This is a genomic window from Undibacterium sp. Rencai35W (assembly GCF_049340185.1).
In the GTDB taxonomy this organism is placed as follows: Bacteria; Pseudomonadota; Gammaproteobacteria; order Burkholderiales; family Burkholderiaceae_D; genus Undibacterium.
The window spans coordinates 374,454-396,341 of sequence record NZ_JBMPPC010000005.1; the positions used below are offsets into that span (position 1 = coordinate 374,454).

At 49.3% G+C, this 21,888-nt stretch carries 17 protein-coding genes, 1 tRNA gene and 1 pseudogene; 7 read left to right on the forward strand and 12 right to left on the reverse strand.

The genetic code is table 11. The annotated features are described in order from the left end of the window. Positions 1-41: 41 nt before the first annotated feature. From mdcA to dctP, 4 genes are read right to left on the reverse strand one after another with little or no spacing between them, the layout of a single operon-like run. Positions 42-1,709 carry a malonate decarboxylase subunit alpha gene (gene mdcA, locus ACO0K3_RS13560; protein ID WP_422985406.1) on the reverse strand — a complete coding sequence of 556 codons (1,668 nt, stop codon included), beginning with the start codon at positions 1,707-1,709 and terminating at the stop codon, positions 42-44. After that, positions 1,709-3,058, reverse strand: coding sequence for a TRAP transporter large permease (locus ACO0K3_RS13565; RefSeq protein WP_422985408.1), 1,350 nt, complete (start codon positions 3,056-3,058; stop codon positions 1,709-1,711). Before ACO0K3_RS13565 ends, mdcA begins: the two co-directional genes overlap by 1 nt. Beyond that, the gene (locus ACO0K3_RS13570) at positions 3,055-3,609 is read right to left on the reverse strand and encodes a TRAP transporter small permease (RefSeq protein WP_422985410.1); all 555 of its coding nucleotides are present in this window, start codon (positions 3,607-3,609) and stop codon (positions 3,055-3,057) included. The genes ACO0K3_RS13565 and ACO0K3_RS13570 overlap by 4 nt, the downstream gene beginning before the upstream one ends. After that, complete coding sequence (gene dctP / locus ACO0K3_RS13575) at positions 3,606-4,628, reverse strand: TRAP transporter substrate-binding protein DctP (protein ID WP_422985412.1); 1,023 nt, start codon at positions 4,626-4,628, stop codon at positions 3,606-3,608. Before dctP ends, ACO0K3_RS13570 begins: the two co-directional genes overlap by 4 nt. Before the next feature lie 157 nt (positions 4,629-4,785). Here dctP and ACO0K3_RS13580 point away from each other — a divergent pair, with 157 nt between their 5' ends. Together ACO0K3_RS13580 and ACO0K3_RS13585 are read left to right on the forward strand one after the other, a co-directional pair. After that, positions 4,786-5,463, forward strand: coding sequence for a GntR family transcriptional regulator (locus tag ACO0K3_RS13580; protein WP_422985414.1), 678 nt, complete (start codon positions 4,786-4,788; stop codon positions 5,461-5,463). A 428-nt stretch (positions 5,464-5,891) separates the two neighbouring features. Further along, entirely contained in the window at positions 5,892-6,530 is a 639-nt protein-coding gene (locus ACO0K3_RS13585; protein ID WP_422985416.1) for an NAD(P)H-dependent oxidoreductase, read from the forward strand. A 155-nt stretch (positions 6,531-6,685) separates the two neighbouring features. Here ACO0K3_RS13585 and ACO0K3_RS13590 read toward each other — a convergent pair whose 3' ends face one another. Beyond that, positions 6,686-7,609 carry an AraC family transcriptional regulator gene (locus ACO0K3_RS13590; protein WP_422985418.1) on the reverse strand — a complete coding sequence of 308 codons (924 nt, stop codon included), beginning with the start codon at positions 7,607-7,609 and terminating at the stop codon, positions 6,686-6,688. A gap of 141 nt (positions 7,610-7,750) precedes the next feature. On the opposite strand from ACO0K3_RS13590, the gene ACO0K3_RS13595 reads away from it, so the two are divergent. Then, positions 7,751-8,680 (forward strand): NADP-dependent oxidoreductase, encoded by a 930-nt coding sequence (locus ACO0K3_RS13595; protein WP_422985420.1) that lies wholly within the window; start codon positions 7,751-7,753, stop codon positions 8,678-8,680. A gap of 134 nt (positions 8,681-8,814) precedes the next feature. Continuing rightward, a complete protein-coding gene (locus ACO0K3_RS13600; RefSeq protein ID WP_422985422.1) occupies positions 8,815-9,309 on the forward strand; it encodes an antibiotic biosynthesis monooxygenase family protein in 495 nt (164 codons plus the stop codon). Between the two features lie 137 nt (positions 9,310-9,446). Here the strand turns inward: ACO0K3_RS13600 and ACO0K3_RS13605 are convergent, their stop codons facing one another. After that, a complete protein-coding gene (locus tag ACO0K3_RS13605; RefSeq protein WP_422985424.1) occupies positions 9,447-12,515 on the reverse strand; it encodes an EAL domain-containing protein in 3,069 nt (1,022 codons plus the stop codon). A 406-nt stretch (positions 12,516-12,921) separates the two neighbouring features. On the opposite strand from ACO0K3_RS13605, the gene ACO0K3_RS13610 reads away from it, so the two are divergent. The 3 genes and pseudogenes from ACO0K3_RS13610 to ACO0K3_RS13620 form a co-directional block, all read left to right on the forward strand. Further along, positions 12,922-13,458, forward strand: coding sequence for a DUF2058 domain-containing protein (locus ACO0K3_RS13610; RefSeq protein ID WP_422985426.1), 537 nt, complete (start codon positions 12,922-12,924; stop codon positions 13,456-13,458). A gap of 447 nt (positions 13,459-13,905) precedes the next feature. Then, entirely contained in the window at positions 13,906-15,087 is a 1,182-nt protein-coding gene (locus ACO0K3_RS13615; RefSeq protein WP_422985428.1) for a Fic family protein, read from the forward strand. 56 nt (positions 15,088-15,143) lie between these two features. Continuing rightward, positions 15,144-15,395: pseudogene (locus ACO0K3_RS13620) on the forward strand (DUF2058 family protein); the annotation flags it as partial. A 287-nt stretch (positions 15,396-15,682) separates the two neighbouring features. Here the strand turns inward: ACO0K3_RS13620 and ACO0K3_RS13625 are convergent. The 6 genes from ACO0K3_RS13625 to mutL all read right to left on the reverse strand — a co-directional run bounded on the left by ACO0K3_RS13625 (position 15,683) and on the right by mutL (position 21,869). Continuing rightward, positions 15,683-17,671: an AAA family ATPase gene (locus ACO0K3_RS13625; RefSeq protein ID WP_422985430.1), complete on the reverse strand. Its 1,989-nt coding sequence runs from the start codon at positions 17,669-17,671 to the stop codon at positions 15,683-15,685. 74 nt (positions 17,672-17,745) lie between these two features. Continuing rightward, positions 17,746-18,003 (reverse strand): hypothetical protein, encoded by a 258-nt coding sequence (locus ACO0K3_RS13630; protein ID WP_422985432.1) that lies wholly within the window; start codon positions 18,001-18,003, stop codon positions 17,746-17,748. Further along, a complete protein-coding gene (locus tag ACO0K3_RS13635) occupies positions 17,973-18,176 on the reverse strand; it encodes a hypothetical protein (protein WP_422985434.1) in 204 nt (67 codons plus the stop codon). The genes ACO0K3_RS13630 and ACO0K3_RS13635 overlap by 31 nt, the downstream gene beginning before the upstream one ends. 301 nt (positions 18,177-18,477) lie before the next feature. Then, positions 18,478-18,554 (reverse strand) — tRNA-Met (locus ACO0K3_RS13640). A gap of 89 nt (positions 18,555-18,643) precedes the next feature. Further along, entirely contained in the window at positions 18,644-19,582 is a 939-nt protein-coding gene (gene miaA / locus ACO0K3_RS13645) for a tRNA (adenosine(37)-N6)-dimethylallyltransferase MiaA (RefSeq protein ID WP_422985436.1), read from the reverse strand. Between the two features lie 382 nt (positions 19,583-19,964). Continuing rightward, positions 19,965-21,869 carry a DNA mismatch repair endonuclease MutL gene (gene mutL, locus ACO0K3_RS13650; RefSeq protein ID WP_422985438.1) on the reverse strand — a complete coding sequence of 635 codons (1,905 nt, stop codon included), beginning with the start codon at positions 21,867-21,869 and terminating at the stop codon, positions 19,965-19,967. Positions 21,870-21,888 lie beyond the last annotated feature (19 nt).

Consider the following 21,888-nt stretch of genomic DNA (forward strand, 5'->3'; position numbering starts at 1 on the left):
AGATGCAGTCTCACAGATAGCTGTCTTCATTCGCTATTTACTCACCAGTTCCGGAATCGTTTCGGCGGTTGATATAAATTACCTGATGCCCGCACCAGATCTTTCATTGATTTTGCTGCTAACAGATTTCTGGTCGCTAGACGCTTGTCGATACCGAGATCTTCTGCGCGCTGAATGATGCCGCGATCCCGTAAATTCTCGACCATGCGCTTATCGCGTGCCAGACCGACTGCGGTATAGCCTGCGACACCGCGGATGGCCTGTTCGCGCTCTTCATCATTGCGGCAGAGCAGTAAATTAGCAATACCTTCTTCCGTCAAAATATGTGTGACATCGTCGCCGTAGATCATGACTGGCGGGATTTCCATCTTTGCCTGCTCCGCTAATTCCCAGGCATCGAGCTGATCGACAAATGCTGGTTGCATATGTTCTCTGAAAGTTTCGACGATCTGCACCACCAGTTTTTGTCCACGCGGGATTACATTTTTCCCCTGACGTGCTTGCTGACCTGCCTTAATCCAGGCGGGACTGGCATGGCGGCGACCACGCGCATCGGCCCCCATGTTTGGCGCGCCGCCAAAACCCGCGATTCTGCCAAGCGTTGCGGTTGATGAATTAGCTTGTAAATCGATTTGTAGAGTCGATCCGATAAACATATCGCAGGCATAGTGCCCGGCTGCCTGGCATAGCCCGCGGTTGCTGCGCATGGAGCCATCCGGTCCGACAAAAAACACATCGGGCCTGGCGCGGATGTAGTCTTCCATCCCCAGCTCGGACCCGAATGAATAGACCGATTCGACAAAGCCTGCCTCAATCGCCGGGATCAGGGCAGGGTGGGGATTGAGCGCCCAGTGACTGGCGATTTTGCCTTTCAGTCCCAGCGATTCTGCATAGGTAGGTAGCAATAATTCGATAGCGGCGGTGTCGAAACCGATACCATGGTTCAGGCGCTTGACGCCGTATTCTGCGTAGATCCCTTTGATCGCCATCATGGCCATCAATACCTGTATTTCTGAAATCTGTGCCGGATCGCGGGTGAACAGCGGTTCGATGTAATACGGATTCGGTGCCTCAACGACAAAGTCAATCCAGTCGCCGGGAATGTCAACGCGCGGCAAGACATCCATGATCTGATTCACCTGCACAATTACGATGCCGTTTTTGAATGCGGTTGCTTCCACAATTGCTGGAGTGTCTTCGGTGTTCGGACCGGTATACAAATTGCCGTGACGATCAGCAGCTTCTGCGGCGATCAGTGATACCCGTGGCGTCAGGTCGATAAAGTAACGGCTGAATAATTCGAGATACGTATGGATCGCACCGATATTCAGTTTACCCGCACTGACGAGCTTGGCGACGCGTCCGGCCTGCGGCCCGGAGAACGAAAAATCGAGGCGCGATGCAATGCCCCGTTCAAAAATATCCAGATGCTCAGGTAAGGCCAGCACCGATTGCAGCATATGCAGATCATGAATCCGCGCAGGATCTAGCCTTGCTAATGATTGCCCGAGGAAGTCGGCTTGCTTCTGATTATTGCCCTCAAGGCAGATTCTGTCGCCGCACTCAATGACCTGATGAAGCAGATCGATGATGCGCGCCGCCGGCAGAATTTTCCCGGTCAGGCTCTGATCCAGAGTATCCCGCGCACGCGTCAATCGTTGCTGACGATTCTCTTGCAAAGTATTCCAGACCTGCGGACGCGCACCCATTATTTCACTCCCATGATGGTATTCGGCAGGCCGACTGCGATCCCCGGAAATAGGCATAGCAACAACACGGCAAGGAACATCAAGGCCACGAAAGGCATCACACCCCAGATCACATCCTTGAGCGGAATATCGGGCGCAATATTTTTGATCACAAAAATATTCAAGCCTACCGGCGGATGGATCAGCCCCATCTCCATGACGACCGTCATCACGATACCGAACCAGATCAGATCAAAGCCAGCCGCCTTCAGCGGAGGCAGGATGATCGGTGCCGTCATCAGGATGATCGATACCGGTGGTAAGAAAAATCCAAATACAATCACCATCGCCAGTATCACTGCCAGCAATATCCATTTGGATAAATGCATATCGACTACCCATTGTGCGGCGGATTGGCTGATATGCAGATAGCTCATCACATACGAATACAGCAGTGACATACCGATGATCAGGAGCAGCATGGTTGACTCTTTGATCGTCGAGGTCAGGATCGGCCGCAGATCTTTTGGTCTCCATACGCCGTACACCACGGCGATCAATGCCATCGCCAACAGGGCGCCCAGACCAGCCGTTTCGGATGGTGTAGCGAAGCCGCCATACAGCGCCACCATGACACCAATTAGCAAGATCACAAATGGTAAAACACGTGGCAGCATTTCGACTTTTTGCGCCAGGGTGAAATGCTCTTTTTCCAGATAGGCCGATTCTGTACCCGACTGTTCATAGGCGATCAGGGCGAGCCGATATTCTTTGCGTGCGCGGTAGACGGCATAACCGGCAAACAGCACGACCAGCAATACGCCGGGACCGACACCTGCGAGAAACAGGCGTCCCAGAGATTGCTCGGCCGCGACTGCATACAAGATCATCGTAATCGAGGGCGGCAATAAAATACCCAGGGTTCCGCCTGCTGCAATAATACCGGCGGCAAATCCTGGTGAGTAACCACGTTTGCGCATTTCAGGTATGCCAGCAGAGCCGATGGCAGAGCACGTCGCTGGTGATGAACCCGCCATCGCCGCGAACAGCGCACAGGCAACCACGTTGGCAATGCCGAGGCCACCGGGGACTTTATGCAGCCAGGTATGGATTGCTGAATACAAGTCTTTACCCGCAGGTGATTTACCGATTGCCGCACCTTTTAAGATGAATAAGGGAATCGACAATAAAGTAATCGATGCCATTTCCTCATACACGTTTTGGGTCACGGTATCCAGCGATGAGGCGGGCATAAAAAAGTACATAAAACTCGCCGCCACAATGCCTAACGCAAACGCAATCGGCATCCCGGAGAACATCACAACCAGAGTCACCGCGCCATATAAAGCGCCTAAGCTCAGTTCACTCATCTGGCACCTCGCTTGTTGGTCAGGCGCGCCAAAACCTGCACAAAAATTTGTAATGTCAGCAGCGACATGCCGAACGCCATCATGCCGTAAGGAATCCACAACGGCGGTGCAAAAGTCGATGTCGTGGTTTGGCCATCGACAAAGGCTTCATGCCAAAGCGTCCAGGATTTCCATGAAAAAAATGCACAAAACAGAAACGACAGCACATCCACCATCAACATGCGAAACGCGTTGACTTTCGCCGGTAACAGCGAGGCAAGCGCCTCGATCCCGATGTGGCCGCGATACGACTGCACATAGGCAGTGCAGAAAAAAGTGACGCCGACCAGCATGAATACGGACGCCTCATCCTGCCAATCTGTCGGGGCTTTAAAAAAATAGCGACTGATGACGGAATAGGTCAATATGCATGCCGTCAGTACCAGTGCCAGCATCGATAGATTCATCAGGAATTGATTGAAATGATCGAGCAGGCGTGATCCCACTGCAATCAGTTTCTGGTCAGGGATCGCGGGGCCTTTGGCAGGCTCCATTTCAAATCCGTGACTCATAATGTTTTCTCCGCCAGCTTCAGCAATTTGGCGCAGTTCTCATTCTTTTCGCCATAATCTTTCCATGCGGTGGTACGTGCAATGGCTTGCCATTTTTTGAGTGTAGCCGGATTCAGGTCGGCGACTTTCGCACCGGCTTTTTGATACACAGCCGCCACCAGTGAATCGTCGAGCTGGGCAGATTTACGGGCAAAGGCTTCGAGCTCGCCGCCGACGGCCATGATGGTGGCCTGTTGATCTTTGCTGAGTTTATCGAACACAATTTTCGACATCATCAATGGCTCGAACATGAACCAGTACGCGCCGGTACGTCCGGTGGTCAGGCTCTTCGATACTTCTTCCAGGCGGAAGGAAATCAGCGATGTCGATGAGGTCAGGGCGGCATCCATTGCACCGGTTTGCATCGCGGCATAAATTTCATTCGATGGCAGCGATACCACGGCGGCGCCTGCGGCTTTCAGGATCAGATCCATCTCACGCGAGCCGCCACGGACTTTCATGCCTTTGGCATCGTCCGGATCGACGATGGGTTTGCCGCGCGATGCAACACCCCCGGCTTGCCAGATCCAGCTCACGACCACAATGCCTTTATCGAGCAAAATGCGGTTGAGTTCTTTGCCTACTTCGGCATTTTTCCAGCTATAGCCTTGTTCATAGGACGTCACCAGACCGGGCATCAGGCCGATATTGACTTCGGGAACTTCGCCGCCCGCATACGACAGCGGCACCAGCGACAGATCGAGTGCGCCTTTGCGCATGGATGAAAACTGGGCATTGGTTTTCATCAATGAGGAGCCAGGATAGATTTCGAACTTCAGACTACCTTTAGAGCGTTTCTCGACCTCGGTGGCAAACATGCGGCACAGACGATCGCGAAAATCACCTTCGTTCACCGTACCCCCCGGGAATTGGTGCGAAATCTTCAGCGCTGCGGTTTGCGCCCAAGAGGTGGACATAGTAAAAAACGGGCTGGCAGCAATAGCAGCAAGCACGGCTCTGCGGGTAGAAAGTGTGGACATGTTGTCTCCTGGATTGAAGGGATGAGTCGCTTGCATTGCCGTGATTCAGTGATCTTGCATGCATAATTTATTTTTGTGTATACAAGATATATCTCAAATAAATACAAAGCAAGTGTATTTGTACATATAATGAGCAAAATTACACAAAGGAGGCGTTTTGCTTACCCCCACCTTAAAAAGTCGCTCACAGAGTCTGCGTGAATCCATCGAGGAAATGATTGCCATCGGCAAATTGCTTCCCGGCCAGCATCTGGATGAGACCGAGCTGGCAAATGAGTTTGGCGTCTCCCGCACACCAATCCGCGAGACGCTGATACAACTAGCCTCGATGGGTGTAGTGGTGATTCGTCCGCGGCGTGGTGCGGTCGTTGCCGAGCTGGGGCCGCAGCAATTGGTTGAAATGTTTGAGGTGATGGCGGAGTTCGAGGCGATGTGCGGCAGGCTTGCTGCACGCCGCATGACACTCGCAGAACAGCAAGATTTGCTGGCTGCTCACCAGGCCTGTAAAGACGCCAGTGCAGCGCAGAACTCAGACGATTATTTCTATTGCAACGAGACCTTTCATCAGATCATCTATCAGGGCAGCCACAATGCTTTTTTGGCCGAACAGGCGATGGCATTGCATCGGCGCCTGCGTCATTACCGTCGCTTGCAACTCCGCGTGCGTGATCGCGTCAGCGCTTCATTTTCTGAGCACGACGGCGTGGTTCAGGCCATTCTGGCGGGAGACGGTGAGCTGACGGCAGAGTTATTACGTGGCCATATTATGATCCAGGGGCAGCGATTTGCTGATCTGATGGCGTCTTTGCCCAAGGCGCAGGCGGCTGGAAAATAATTTCCCTATAAGGTGTCAGGTTGTTTTAAATAGATATACTCCCCTATATTTTTCATCAAACATGGGATTATCCGCTTATTTTACTTAGGCATTGAAAATATACTCACCATGAGTATATTTTTTTAAGCTGATTTTCGACGAATTTTCAACCGCGTTGCCGCTTCCAATGTCTCCCAGATATCGCCACGCTATTGTCAAATAGCCTGAGCGTCCTTATATGCGGTCAGTATCTGAATTGCAGGGCAGGCAAATACGCAAAATCGGCGTCAATGCTATGCTCACCAAGGTAGTAAAAACACATTGCATCCGATTGAATTGTTCTTCATCGTTTTTCATTGTTATTAAACCTAAAGACCGGAGCCGGGTTGATATCAGCCCGACTTAAACACGAATCCATCCATTTAAAAACTACATATTGAAAGAAATCCATGTCTGATTTGATCCAAAAACTGAAATGGCGCTACGCTACCAAAAAGATGAACCCGGCAAAAGCAGTGCCGCAAGACAAAGTGGACCGCATCCTCGAAGCGGCACGCCTGACCGCCACCTCCAGCGGCCTGCAACCTTACGAAATCTTTGTCGTCACCAATCCGGAAGTGCGCGAAAAAATCAAACCAGTCGCCTGGAACCAAGGTCAGATCACCGACTGCTCCCACCTGCTGGTATTCGCTGCATGGGACAACTACACCGCAGATCGCATCAATATGATGTTTGACCTGACCAACGACGAACGTGGCTTTAAAAACGAAGGCTGGGAAAACTATCGCCAGATGCTGCTCAGCACCTACCCGGCACGCGATGCCGAAGTCAACTATCAGCACGCCGCACGTCAAGCCTACATCGGCCTGGGATCAGCCCTGATCGCCGCAGCTTATGAAGAAGTCGACAGTACGCCAATGGAAGGTTTCGATCCAAAAGCCGTCGATGAAATTCTGGGTCTGAAAGAACGCGGCCTGCGCAGCGTCGTGATCCTGCCACTGGGGTATCGTGAAGAAGACAAAGACTGGCTGGTCAATCTGAAAAAAGTACGCCGTCCGAATGAGAAGTTTGTGACTGAAGTGAAGTAAGTTGTTTCAAGGCAGTCAGCCAGCATCATTTGGGCTGACTGACTGCCGTCGCATGTAGGCTCAATTCAAGCCTAGCTCAAGCTGACACAATGCCTAGTCAGTGCTCAATCAATATTTTATTAATGCTGTGTCAGCGTTAAACAATAGTAGCTGCCTCAGTCTTTCATGCGAGTTTGCTGTGTCGATACATAGTGACGCGGGGAACATCCAATGAGCCGTTTAAAAGCAGTACTAAACGCACTTTCAGACTCGTAGCCCAATGATCGTGAGATGACCGCGATAGAGTCCTTGGAATTTACAAGTCGATCTTTCGCCAATAGCATGCGCCATTGCGATAAATATTCTATGGCCGGAAGGCCAACCGTTTTCTTAAATTTGGACGCAAAACTAGATCGCGACATTGATGCGAGCTCTGCGAGAGAGTCCAATGTCCAGCGATTCGAGGGGTTTGCATGCATTGCACTCAGCGCTGCGTTCATCGATGGATCCGCCAGCGCGAAAATCCAGCCAACGTTATCTACGGCACCCTGGGCAATGCATAGACGCAGTACCTGAACCAATATTTGCTGAACCAGCTGTTGGGCGAGCAAATAACTGCCAGGCTGTGGTACTCGCAACTCCTGCATCAAGCGCTCGATAAACCATCGCAGCGCGAACCTGTCTGCTTCTGCGCAGATGTGAACGATATCCGGCAATACATCAAGAAACATGGCCGACTGCGCGTTCGCAAAGGTGAAATAGCCGCCGATTCCAGTAACCTCTCCGCCCCCCTGGTGCGTGATTACTCCACCCTCCAACGCACCCGCCAAAAACGACGCAGCGTTAACGGGTTCCAGCGAAAGCTCGCTGGCGAGCACAAACGAATGACCTCTGGGTAGCATGATGCAATCTCCCGCACGCAGCCTGATCGCAGCCGCACCATCGAGCGCAAACCAACATTCGCCAGTGAGCAAAGCGTAGCACCGGATGCACTGATAGGCAGGGAAGTGGATCGACCAGGCGCCACCCAGATCTAAACCGCGAAACATAAAGCTTTGAGGCTTCAGCAGTGACAGTACGTCTGAGAGCGGATCCATCATGATTTTGGACGATCGAAAAGAAAGTAGAGACTTTATATTATAGACAGTATCAAATCAAGAAAATACAATTTGCCAAAGAAAAGAGAGCTTGCTGCAATGACTGTCGTAACAGTGCCGTCCCCAACATGGAGTAAAGATACGATGAAACGACTCGAATACACGCGTTACGGTGGTCACGAGCTAGTGCGCATGAGCGAATTTAGCTTGCCTGAGCTCAAAGCCAATGAAGTGTTAATACGGGTTGCTGCGGCATCCATCAACCCGATGGACTGGAAAATTCGAAGTGGAAAAATGAAACTGTTCACGGGGAATAAGTTTCCGCGTGCCTTGGGTACAGACTTCGCTGGCACAGTGGAATCCGTTGGCGTCAACGTAGATGACTTTACACCTGGTGATGATGTTGTTGGAACGGTGCCGATGAAAGGATCTGGCGCATTTGCACCTATGCTCATCACGTCAAAGAATTTAATTGTCAAAAAGCCGGAAAATTTATCCTTTACCGAGGCCGCGACCTTGCCGATTGCCGGTGTGACCGCGTGGCACGCACTAATCAAGAAGGCTCGTTTAAAGCCGGGTCAAACAATCTTTCTTAATGGCGCATTAGGTGCCGTAGGGCAGGCCGCGATTGCGATTGCGCAAAGTATCGGCGCTGAAATAACCGCACGCGTCGGCCCTCACTCCCTTGAGCAGGCACAGTCGCTAGGCATTAACGTGGTGTTAGACTACACCAAACCAGTGCCGTCCTCGCTCGATAGCGGATTTGACCTGGTCTTCGATTGCAACGGGAGCCTCTCGACTCAAGACGCTGCACGACTTATGAAGCGAGGTGGCATGATCATTGACATTGCCCCGACCAGAGCGAAGTTTTTCAAGGCATGTCTATCTCGCGCTAACAAGCTCGTTTTTGCAGATCCCAAAGCAGAATACTTGCAAGAGGTCATCGCGCTCGCAGCCGCTGGCAAATTAGCTATCCATATCGCGCAATCCATTTCTTTGGCAGAAGCGCCAGAGGCTCTTGCATTGCTTGAACGTGGCGAGCGCAGAAACGGCAAAACGGTCATCGTGTTTTGAGAATTTTAGATAACGCGCTATGAGTGACCTATCAGCGGACTATCAGATTGGCGGGTTCAAACCATGTTTGAAGTCGTTAAATAAACTACATACACAGATGCATCATATAAATGCATAGTACGAATGGGCTATCTATGAAGCGAATACAAATACTATCCTTATCAGCCTTACTCACGCTCGTGACTGGTTGTAGCATTTCTACCCCTTTTAAATGGGTCGATGAGCACAAACGCAAGAGTACTCTTGCCGAGAATCAGGATGAGCAATTACTAGTTGCCGTCACACATGCGACCATTGATGCCACTAAACGGAAACTTTTTGATCAAGGTGCATCGCGAGTGATAGATAGCCTTCTCGTACAGCCGGGTTTAATCGGATACTCTGTCCGCCGCCAGCTATTTGGTGATGAAGTATGGACAGCAACAGTCTGGAGCGACGAGGCGTCAATGCTACGATTTGTCCAGTCTCCCGCGCATCTTCAGGCAGTAAAAGAGAGTAGCGCAGCGATCCGCAATATCGACTACACACGCATCTACATGAGAAGAGATGAACTTCCCGCAAGCTGGTCCCGGCTCTTGTACGCCTCACAGAAAAAAGAGCAGCCTGCATCTCCGCAAGAAAGCGAGTAACGATCCTTTGCACTTGCTTTCTATCTGTTCAATCTTATGTGACAACAGGGTGCAATCCTTTCCAAATCAAGGGCAGGTCGTACCCCATAATTTGTCCACCCGTATGTCAATAAACGAACTCATCAGAAGCGATGAGTTTAATGAACAAAGAACGTGTTCAGTAGTCCGTCTAACGCATTAACAGGAATGGGTTTGCTGAACAGATAGCCTTGATATGCCATACATTCATGCAACTTTAAAAAAGCGAGTTGCTCCTCTGTTTCCACTCCTTCAGCAATCACATCAAGACGGAAATTTTTGGCTAGATCGATGATAGTTTTGACCATGACTGCATCGTTGCTGTCGGTTGTAATATCACGCACAAAACTTTGATCAATTTTAATTTGATCGAGCGGTAGCCGTTTCAGGTAAGACAATGAAGAATAGCCTGTACCGAAATCGTCCATCGACAACTTTACACCCAACTCCTTCAGCGCAATCATTTTGCTGATGACCTCATCCACATCAGTAAGAACGACACTCTCCGTAAGTTCAAGTTTTAGTTTTGACGCATCTACGCCATGATGATGCAACAGACTGGCAAGATGTTCGACAAAGTCTGTTTGCCTGAATTGTTGTGCGCTGACATTGACGGCGACGGTGAGATGCCTGGTGTGATCTGACTTTGACCATTTAACTAATTGCTGGCATGCGGTACGTATGACCCATTCTCCGATCTCCAGAATTAAAGAACTTTCCTCGGCAATAGGAATAAATTGCATTGGCATGACCAGGCCACGATCCGGATGTAGCCACCTCACTAGCGCCTCGGCACCAATTGGACGCTGCTGATCATCGACCTGAATTTGATAATACAAGCGTAATTCGTCGGAAGGTACTGCATGGCGCAAATCCGCTTCCAGCGCGGCACGCGTTTCTACTGCTAACTGCATCGCCGGGTTAAAGAAGCGCAAAGTATTGCGACCCGCATCTTTTGCTTTGTACATAGCAATATCTGCCTGCTTTAATAAAGTCTCCGGTAACTCTTTATTGCCTTGATAGACGCTCACGCCGATGCTGGGAGAGCTATGTTGTTCGCTCTCATTGAGATGATATGGAGCCGCCAGGTTGGCGCGTATTTTTTCTGCGATCAGGGCTGTCTTTTGTGAAGCTGTTTCGATGCTTTCGTCCAACTCAACCAGCAGCACAATAAATTCATCTCCACCCAAACGCGCTACGGTATCTGTCTCTCGAATACATGCTTGAATTCTTTGTGCTACTTCAATCAACAACTGATCACCAAAATTATGACCTAATATATCGTTGATGGTTTTGAACCTATCCATATCGATGAACAGTACTGCACCGTAGTGGTTACTGCGGGTAGATGTTGAAATCGCGGAGTCAAATCTATCCATCAGTAAGCGGCGGTTTGGCAGACCTGTCAGTGCGTCAAAAAAAGCAAGATTATGAATTCGCTCTTCCGCTTGTTTGCGTGCGCTGATGTCATCAAAATTAACGACTACTTGTTTTAACTTGCCATCTGCATCCAATTCGGGGAATGCATTGACTAGCAACCAAACCACCCTTTTTTTGTTCGTTGACTTGACGCCAAGCACCAGAGCCTCCAGCGGTTTCATGGTGGCGATAACCCGTTGTACAGGATACTCATCAACGGTCATTGTTTCTTCTTTATCGTTCACAAACCGCCAGGACGGATCGATCGCCGTTTTGCCTAGCATTTGATCGACAGATAAACCTAAGAGTTCTGACGCACGAGGATTACTAAAAATGATTGTTGAATCGGGTGCGTGGACGATGATCGCAACATGTAAATTGGTCAGCAAATCACGATGTCTAGCATTGCTCTGGATTAATTCCTGCTGTTGCTGAAGTAAACTAGCCTCAATTTTTTTACGTTCAGTAATATCTCGTGACGAGTTAAATAATACCTGCTTGCCCTCTAGTTCTAGCGCATAGTCACTGACTTCCACGTCAAACATAGTGCCATCTTTGCGCTTGTGGCGGGATTCGAATTGTGTGCGTGCTTTGTGTGACAAGACCTGTGCTAAGCGATGCTCTAGCTCATTCACGCACATGTTGACATCCCATTCATACAAATGCTTCCCTATCATTTCATCTCTTGTATAGCCGAGCATCGCGCAAAAGGAATCACTGGCCTCGATGAGTTTTCCTTGGCTATCTAATATATGGATACCATCGCTGGCGTTATGAAGCAGGGCAAGATTTTTTTCATTTTCTTTTTTTAATGCAATCTGAGCCTGTGTATTTTCTGCTTGCAATCGAAGTGCAGCGATACCGTAAGATAAGTTGTCTGCTAACTCTTTCAGCAGCTTTACTTCTTCGGCTTGAAAGGCTTGAGTTTTCGCTGCATAGATATTCAGAACTGCGAAGACGCCATTTTTATTAGTGACGGGGAGTGCAATACTTGATTGAAAGCCGTGCTTGACAGCGTTTTCTTGCCACGGTTCCATGGCCTGATTCTCTACAAAATCTTGATTGATGATGACTGAATTTGTCTTGATGGATTCGCCAGATGGTCCGCCTCCCAGCTTGGTATCTCGCCAGCTTGCTGTGATTTTATCCAGGTAGTTATTCTGATCGCCCCAATGGGCGCGAACACTGATTGATTTGGCGGCGTCTTGCTCAGCAAAACCTATCCATGCCATCAGATAACCGCCTGTTTCTACAAGTAGTTTGCAAATAGATTCAAGTAGTGCTTGTTCACTGCTGGCATGAATTAGCTCACTATTACATTCACCCAGCATCTTCAGTGTCCTGGTGAGACTCTCTCGCTCAATTTCTTTGCGCTTCCTTTCTTCAATATTAAACGTCACTCCAATAAATCGCTGACCCCGATTATTTGATCCGGTATCCATAATTCTGCCGTGGTTGGCATACCAGACCCAGGAGCCGTCTTTTGCCCTGAACCGGAATTCACACTGATATTTTTCGGTAACGCCATTGATATGATTACTCAACGCCTCTTTTAAACCCGCCATATCATCGGGATGAATGATGGAAAAAAGGTCGTCAATATAATTGGCAATCTCATTTTCGTGGTAACCGAGTTCGGCAAATATTTTGGTCGCTTTTCGAGTGACTACTCCGGTGACCAGATCGTTTTCCCATAAATCCAGATCCGCAGCCTCCATCACCAATTCGAGTCGCTTTTCGTTCATTATTTGTTCGACGCTATTAGGCATACAAAGCTCCGGATAAACGCTTGTTATCTCATCTAATGGAAAAACTTTAAATCAGTTAATATTTTTTGAAGAAGAGTGTGTTCTTATAAATCCTCAATTCAACCAATTAGGCAACAAGAGCGGCAGATAAATCTAATGTACGCGTATCACCTTCGTAAGTAAATAAATCTCAAACATGTTGGCAATAAACTCACGTTTTAGTGCGAATTCATAAGTGGGTTTTTGTACATATACCTAGGTATTGCGTGACGAAATATCGAGGGAACCTCAAAGTAATTAGGGGAAGCTCTCCCTACTTATTGCAGGTTACGGTCTTGCAGAATAGAAAATTTTGCTATGCTAGCGGCTTGCCATTGGTCGGCAGCGTTGCCTTGGACCGGTGGCACTTATTTTTCGGAGTTGTAAGATGGCCTCATTGCAAGATCAATTTTTAAAAGCAGGACTAGTCGATAAAAACAAAGCCAAACTGGTCCATCAGGAAAAGAGCAAGCAAAAGAAGGTCGAGCGCCGGACTGGCAACGAGAGCGTGGATGAAGCGCGTCTGGCCGCGCTTGAGGTACAGCGTAAAAATGCCGAACGCGCTCGCGAACTCAATGCGCAACGCGATGCGGCCGCGAGCCAAAAAGCAGTTTTTGCGCAAATTGTCCAGCTGGTGCAAAAGAATCGCCAAAGCAAGGGCACTGGCGACATCGCTTATTACTACACCCACGGTACCAAGATCGATAAGATCTATGTGTCAGCAGAGGTGCAGACCCATTTGATCGCTGGCCGACTGGTGATCGTGTGTCTGGAGGGTAAAACAGAATTACTACCCCGTATCATCGCGGACAAAATCGCCGAGCGCGATGCATCACTAGTGGTGCGGGTGAAGAAGACAACGACCGAAATCGATGCGGATGATCCGTATGCTGCCTTCCAGATCCCGGATGACTTTACGTGGTAGCTCCCGACTGAGCTTCTCCTGAAATTTAGAAATTTATACCTAAATTTCATATGTTTATATGACGTCTATATCGGGCTTAAAATTATTGCGATGCTGTCCCTCTTTAGTGACTTAACTTTCCTTCTACAAGCCAGTAACCAGCAATCGGTAGGGTGAGCCATGCGCACCGAATGGCAAGCATCAAAAGTGGCTATTGATTAACGCGTATCGGCTTGGGCGGTGCGCATGGCATACCCACAAAGTGCGCACGCTACGCTTGCTGCATCACGTTTAATCGAGGGAGACAAAGGACGCTGGAATGAGCTACCTCGTCTGAATTAATCGGTGCAATACGCCCGACGGCTATTGGCACTATACAATTGCGGGTTACGGTGTCACCCGGTATTTTTCTGGACAGTTGAGCCGTAAAATCCTAAAATACGGCTCAAACCATGATCCGTAAAAGCGATGAAATCAGCTCAAACTCCGCGTGGCATCTCTTCATACATTTGGCAAAAAGCTGCATGGCCGCGTTGCCAATACGATATGCAACTACTTGCCGCACCATTAGCTGAGGCGCGTCAGCAGCTCGGCGTATTGGCAGGGAAAGCGCAAGCGATAGGCTTGGCGCGAAGTGATTTGCAAACGCTGCGGCAAGACATTCTGGTACAAGAGGCCATCGCTACGGCAGCCATCGAGGGGCAGCAATTAGATGTAGCGCAAGTGCGTTCGTCAGTTATGCGCAAATTGGGTTTTAATGACACCGGCAGCAGCGCAAGAGATGTCGATGGCCTGATCGAAGTCATGTTCGACGCGACCAACAACCTAAATGCAATACTCGATGAAGATTGCCTTTGTCGCTGGCAATCGGCCTTGTTCCCTGGCGGTACCTCTGGCATACAGCGTATTCAGGTCGGGCAATTTCGCAGCTTTGCCGAACCCATGCAAATTATCAGTGGCAGAGCGGGCAAAGAAGTCGTCCACTATCGCGCCCCCGATTCTGCCCGGGTGAACACTGACATGGCGGTTTTCTTGGCATGGTTCAATGCGCCTGCCGAGCAAACCCATCATGTCGATGGCATCATTCGTGCCGCAATTGCCCACCTCTGGTTTGAGACTATCCATCCTTTTGAAGATGGCAACGGGCGTATCGGCCGCGCCATCATCGACAGAGCGCTGGCACAAGATGCGCAAACCCAGCAGCTCGGTGTTGCGGGCCTCATCAGTATGTCGCGCACCCTGCAACTACACCGCAAAGACTATTACGATGCACTGCATCAGGCGCAAACGGGCGATCTCGATATCACGCCCTGGGTCAGTTGGTTTCTCAAGCTATTTACGACGGCGTGCCAACACACACAACAAGGCATCAGCCAGGCGATCTTGAAGGCACAGTTCTGGAGCGATCACCTGCACAGCAACTTCAACCAACGCCAGCGCAAAACCCTGCAAAAACTACTCGATGCGGGCGATGGCGGATTTCTGGGTGGTATGACAGCAGAAAAACACAGCAAAATCACCGGCGCATCCAAAGCCACCGCCACCCGAGATCTCGCCGATCTGCTGCAAAAAGGCGCGGTGATCTCATGCGGCAAAGGCAAAGCGACCAAGTATCTGATCAATGTTGAGGGCTGGAATCAATTAGTGTGAAAGTGAGTGGAGAGATCCATTCAATTAAAGCGGTGCTGACCCTAACCTTCCCAAGCGACATCGCTTATTACTACACTCACGGTACCAAGATCGATAAGATCTATGTGTCGGCAGAGGTACAGACGCATTTGATTGCCGGCCGACTGGTGATCGTGTGTCTGGAGGGTAAAATAGAATTACTGTCCCGGATTATCGCGGATAAAATCGCCGAGCGCGATGCGTCACTGGTGGTGAGGAAGACAACGACCGAAATCGATGCAGATGATCCGTATGCCGCCTTCCAGATCCCGGATGACTTTACGTGGTAGCTCCCGACTGAGCTTCTCCTGAAATTTAGAAATTCATTGGACACGCATATAAACTGTGAAATCTATGCCTAAATTTCACGTGTTTATATGACGTTTATATCGGGCTTAAAATTATTGCTACGCTGTCCTCTTTGATTACAGGTTTCTTGGAATGTGGCATATCGATCATCATCAGATCCCTCTGAAAAAACCTGTAATATTTGGCCAAAACTGTCGCGAAAAATACACCTAACGAGATATTCAAAGGCCTTCCAACCAAGTATGTGTAAATCAAAAGTGATGGGCATTTAATAATTCCCATCTTGGTTTAATTTGAAAATATTGTTCACTAATGAAATCAGAGCGAGGCTCTTGATTTCAGCGTTCCAAGCAAGCTCTAATGTCTTGGCGACTGCCAAAGGATTTTTTTGTAAGCTTGCAATATTTCCGAAGTTGGCAGCTGCTTTAGTTTTATATGTCGTCCAATTTTCGCCGAACTCATTTTTAATGATTTCTGTAATATTACTTTTCCACATCGTCAAATTTTTTATTTCAATCGTTTCGCTCGGCCAATGCAAAGTAGTATCGGCATTTAATAACTGCAAAATGGCTTTGTTTTCTTTTTTGTGTTGTGTTATTTCGTCGTTAATTTTTTTTAGTTTATTTATCTTTATCTGCTCGGTGCTGTGAGCCAATTCTGCAATAACGGTCAGATCTTCTTTGTCAGTATCTGCGTCACAGATAACATACACAGGTATTTTCAGAGCTTGTGCTATACATATCGGATACATCAAATTGCTTTTTCCACCGACAGGTACAATATGCCAACCTTCTGACCTAAACTGGTCTGATTTTTTCATTAATTCCACATAGGTAATAACGTGTGCAATATCCTCAATTCCTTCTACGAGAAGAAGTTTTTTGCAAAAAAACATTTCATTTATTTCTGGGCGAAGTGTTGGGTATAGCTTGGCAAGCAAGCCTTTTGTTGGGACAAGTGTTTCTCCGACTTCTTGAAGTTTTACAGAAATTTCTTGATATCCAACAGAAGACACTTCCGAGTAACATGGATCAGACCATTCCCTCACAACACGGACTGAAGAAAAATTATCAGCCGGAATAAAATATGGGCTGTGTGAACATGCAATGACTTGGCATCCACCTTCAGATAATGTTTGAATTACTTCGGATAAATATTTCGCTTGAGGTGGGTGCTGATAAAGTTCGGGTTCTTCGATCCCCATGATTAATGTTGGGCCGGTGCTTCCAATGGACGCCAACTCTTGCAAGATTGAAAGCAGAAATGAGCGCTGCATTCCATGGCCAAATCTACCGAGTTCCCCATCAAAGCCTTTTTCTCCGACTAAAATATGTGCATATGGTTCTTCGACTTTTATACTTTTTTCTGGATCTTGTTTCCATTCAACTTTTGCTGTCACGGAGGGATTTGCCCAAACCTTTAATCGGCGTTCAATTGATGTGGAAATATCCGATAGAACAGACTGTTCTGCGTCCAACATTTTCTGATATTCTAGTTTTACGTTCTCCCTTAGATCATTGACTTTGGCACTAAAATTTACTTTCGATCTAACTGCGCGTTCAAGCAATTGGCCAAGTGCTGAAGTTTTGGACTCTGTGGCTTCGGAAGTAACGTCTTTCGATGCGGACACAAACACCCACTGAATATACTGAGCTAATTTATTTGTGCCTTTTGTTGCGCCATAGAATTGATCCTCAGATGGTATTAATTCACAATTTTCTAGATGTGTTTCTTCATAAGTGTTTAGAGCCGTTTCCATGTCAGTTTTTGTTTTTACTTGAGGAAGGTCTGGATACTTATTTATGAAATCATTGTAGATGCTCTGCAATTCAGGCACTTTCGCGCCTTCCTTGTTTTTTTCAAACCAAGCTTTAAAATCTTTCATTACCAATCGATTTCCGTACTGCTTTATTTCTGCTCGACCCGTATTAGAATCAAATCTAGCAACTGCGGAGACTATTAGTACATCATGTCTCACGTAGGTCGATAAAGTCTCTTTTGCATCCTCAGTTAATTCATCGAATGTCACTGTAATGCGAATTTCATCGGCCGTGTTTTTATGATGAAAATCATTTTCTGATAGTTTGCTCAAATCTGTTGTTGAGTCCTTAAATGATCTAAAAAATACGTTTAGAGCGTTAAGAATGGTGGATTTTCCAGCACCATTGGAACCAACGATGCAGTTGTAATTGTCAAATTTAATCGTTTCGTTTTTGAAAGCCCTAAAATTTTCAATTTTTACAGATTTGATTCTCATTTTGCCCTTGTAATTTATTTTAAAATGAATTCAGCATCACACATGTTTTAAATCACCCAACCACAATCAAACTCTTACTCCCCAGCCGAGCTCTGCACCAAAATCTTGGTAGTAACCCGTTCCGTCATTTCGTACACATGCGAGATCACAGCCACCTTACGACCTATGGCTTGCAGGCTGTTTTGGACGTCCATCGCTACGCGCAGGGTGTCTGCGTCGAGGCTGCCGAAGCCTTCGTCGATGAATAACGATTCAACGCGTACCCGGTTCGATGATAGCGATACCATGCCTAGTGCCAGCTCTAATGAGACAAGAGAAGATTCGCCGCCCATGCCCTGGGGTCTATCACCATCAGCGCCAGCGAGTCGTTGATGCGTTGCAGGCGGTAGCTGTGTGATAGTTCGTACAGGTGGCGACTGGAGTAGTCTAGCAATAAGTCTAGCGTATATTGCTGCGTGTAATCGCTGAATTTTTTGCCGTCGGCGGAACCTATCAGCTCGTTCAAGTTGCCCTAGAGTTTGTATTTGGACTCTTGCTGTGCCATGTGTTGTAGTATGTCGGCTGCTTGGGTATGGCGTGCTTTGTCTTGCGCGACGCTGGTGTGCAGTTGGCTAGCGGTTGCCTGAATTTTTTGGCGTTCTGCGGGCTCGACTTAATTCGGGACAAATAGTACAAATAGGTGGCGCATCCAATTCCCAAATTGGATGTCAATGGACGTTAAGAACGCTTAGAAAACAAAAAACCCGCTTTAGCCTAAGCTAAAAGCGGGTTTTTCATACGTCTTAGGTATTCCTAAAGCGAAATTCTGGTGGTGATAGGTGGACTTGAACCACCGACCCCAGCATTATGAGTGCTGTGCTCTAACCAACTGAGCTATATCACCAAGAAGCCCGAAATTATGCCATTTTGACTTATTGGTGTCAATATCAAATGGCGATTTTCATTATCAATGTTTGATGCTTGCCTTTTTTGTTAGGAATTTCGATAAGAAATGGCGTGCTGGAGCAGGGTTTCTGTCGGGTTTTTACCCAGGCAATCAATGACGGTGCGCTCGGGGATGGAGCGTAGCCAGGTGAGCTGGCGCTTGGCTAGCTGGCGGGTGGCGATGATGCCGCGTTCGCGCATGTCGTTTAGGTCGCAGGTGCCGTCGAGATATTCCCATGCTTGGCGATAGCCGACACAGCGCATCGATGGCAGGTCGGGATGCAGGTCGCCGCGTGCGCGCAGGTGGCGTACTTCGTCCAGAAAACCTTGCTCCAGCATGATGTCAAAGCGTCTGGCAATACGCTGGTGCAGGATAGCGCGGTCGGATGGTTCCAGCGACAGCGAGAGCATTTCGAACGGCATTTCGGCTTTTGGTTGTTGTGCCAGCAGTTCGGACATCGGCTGGCCTGTTAGTGCAATGATCTCCAGTGCGCGCTGGATGCGTTGCGAGTCGTTTGGCTTTAATCGTGCGGCAGTTATCGGGTCCAGCGTGGCTAGCCGGGCATGCAGTGCGGGGGTGCCGTCGCGTGCGGCTTCGGCGTCGAGTTCGGCGCGCAGTGCCTGATCGGCTGCGGGCAGGTCGTCGAGGCCGTTGATCAGGGCTTTGAAATACATCATCGTGCCGCCGACCAGTAGAGGGAGCTTGCCACGCGCAGCGATCTCGTCCACGAGTCGCCTGGTGTCGATGAGAAACTGGGCAACGGAGTAGGCATCGGCCGGATCGATAATGTCGATCAGGTGATGCGGTGCCGATGCGAGTTCTGCTGCGCTGGGTTTGGCGGTGCCGATGTCCATCTCGCGATACACCAGTGCCGAATCGACGGAGATGATCTCGGCTGGAATGTGGCGGGCGATTTCGAGCGCGGCAGCCGTTTTGCCCGAGGCGGTCGGGCCCATGATGGCGATGACCTTGTGACGTGTGCTCATACTGCCTGTTTGGTTAAGGTTGATAACATCGGTGTTGATATAAATAGATCAGGATTACCAGTGGGACTTATGCAAAATCAAGACATCTCACCACATAGACTCGGAGACGCAGAGAAAAGGCAAGAGTGGCAGAAGTAAGGAGGCCATGACGTAACGGTTAAAAAGTTTTTAGAAGTTCCTGACAATGAACCCGCAATGTTGACGCGGCTTGCAGAGGCATTTCGTGCCAGGAGGCGCATGCTGCTTAGGGATTCATTTCTAAAATTTCCTTGATGTTGATATCCTATGTAGCCGTTTTACGCCTATTTTTTTCTGTGTCTCCGCGTCTTCGCGTCTCCGAGGTGTGCGGCTTTACTGTTTGCGTTTGTCCTATAGGTACGTCTTATTGACCGCGCAAAAACATTTTATCGAGGTCGTTCAATCCCAGTTGTACCCAGGTCGGACGGCCGTGATTGCACTGGTCGGCGCGCTCGGTCTGTTCCATCTGGCGGAGCAGGGCGTTCATTTCGATGACAGTCAGGCTGCGATTGGCGCGCACGGCGGTGTGGCAGGCCAGCGTGCCCAATAACTCGTTGCGGCGGTCAATCAGCACTCGCGAACCGCCGAATTCTCTGACCTCACGCAGCACATCACGTGCCAGCGACTGGGCATCAGCATTTTTGAGTAAGGCAGGTACTGAACGCACTGCCAGCGTGGTCGGAGAGATTGCGGCAATATCGAAACCCAATGCCTGCAAGGTAGCCTGATGCTCTTCTGCCGTGCCCACTTCTACGCCATCGGCATAAAACGTCACAGGGATCAGCATAGGCTGAACCGGCATGCTATTGGCATCGAGCGCATTTTTTAATTGCTCATACAAGATGCGTTCATGCGCTGCATGCATGTCAACCAGCACCAGTCCCTTGCTGTTTTGTGCCAGGACATACACGCCATGCAACTGCGCCAGCGCAAAGCCGAGCGGATGCTCGTCTGCCGGTAATTCAGTTCCACCTATCGGCGTTGAATTGCCGGTTCGATTCTCATTATTCTGGTCACGGGCGAACAAGGCACCGTAATTTTGCAAGCTCTGGGCAACTCCGGTCTGCGCGGTGTGTTGCGGCGCGTAGTCGTAGCCGTAGCCGCTCTGACCCAGTGGTTGTGGTGAAAATTGCGCACCGAATGTAGTTTGTTCACCGCTTAGCCAGGGCATTCTGCCGTTTGATGTTGTGTTCGCTGCGTTGGTTGTATTGATTGCACCATTGAGTTGCGGCGCCATTGCTGTGGCAGGTGCCGGGACGGTGCCAAATGCCGTGGCCGACGTTTGTGCCAGAGCGCGGTTCACCGCATGAAATACAAACTGATGTACCGCACGGCTATCGCGAAACCGGACTTCAATTTTTGACGGATGGACATTGACATCGACCAGCGCCGGATCAAGGTCGAGCGCCAGTACGTAGGACGGGTAACGGTCGCCGTGCAACACATCCTGATAGGCGGCACGGACAGCGTGGGTCAGCAATTTATCCCGGACAAAGCGGCCATTGACATAGAAAAATTGGGCGTCGGCGCGACCTTTCGATGCGGTTGGCAAACCGACAAAACCGTGCAGGCGCAATGGCCCTGCGCTCTCGTCTAGTGGCAGGCGGGCATTGGCAAAGGCCTCACCCAGAATATGAGCGCTGCGCTTATCAATCGCGCTAACATTCCAGTGATCGACCGCTCTGCCGTTGTGCGATAACGAAAATGTCACATCGGGACGCGCCAACGCAATGCGGCGCACGACTTCGGCGCAATGACCGAACTCGGTTTGTTCGGATTTTAAAAATTTGCGACGCGCCGGTGTGTTGTAGTACAGGTCCTGGACATCCACCGTTGTGCCTTGCGCGCCGGAGGCGGGAGAGATTTTGCCATTCTCAATTTGCCACGCATGCGGGGCTTCCGCTGTGCGGGTGGTCAGTGTGAGTAGGGCAACGGAGGCAATTGATGCCAGCGCTTCACCGCGGAAACCCAGCGTGGCCACGTTCTCCAACTCCGTCAGCGACGCGATCTTGGATGTCGCATGACGTGCGACGGCCAGAGGTAATTGATCTGCCGGGATGCCACGCCCGTTGTCGCTAATAGCAATGCGTTTGACGCCACCTTCTTCAAGCCGGATCTGGATGCTGCTAGATCCTGCATCCAGCGCATTTTCCAGTAACTCCTTCACTACGGCGGATGGCCGCTCGACCACCTCGCCTGCGGCGATTTGGGAGATCAGTTGATCAGACAGGGCTTGGATAGGGCGGTGGGGAGTGGATGTCTCGTTCATCCCAAGATTATACCTGTGC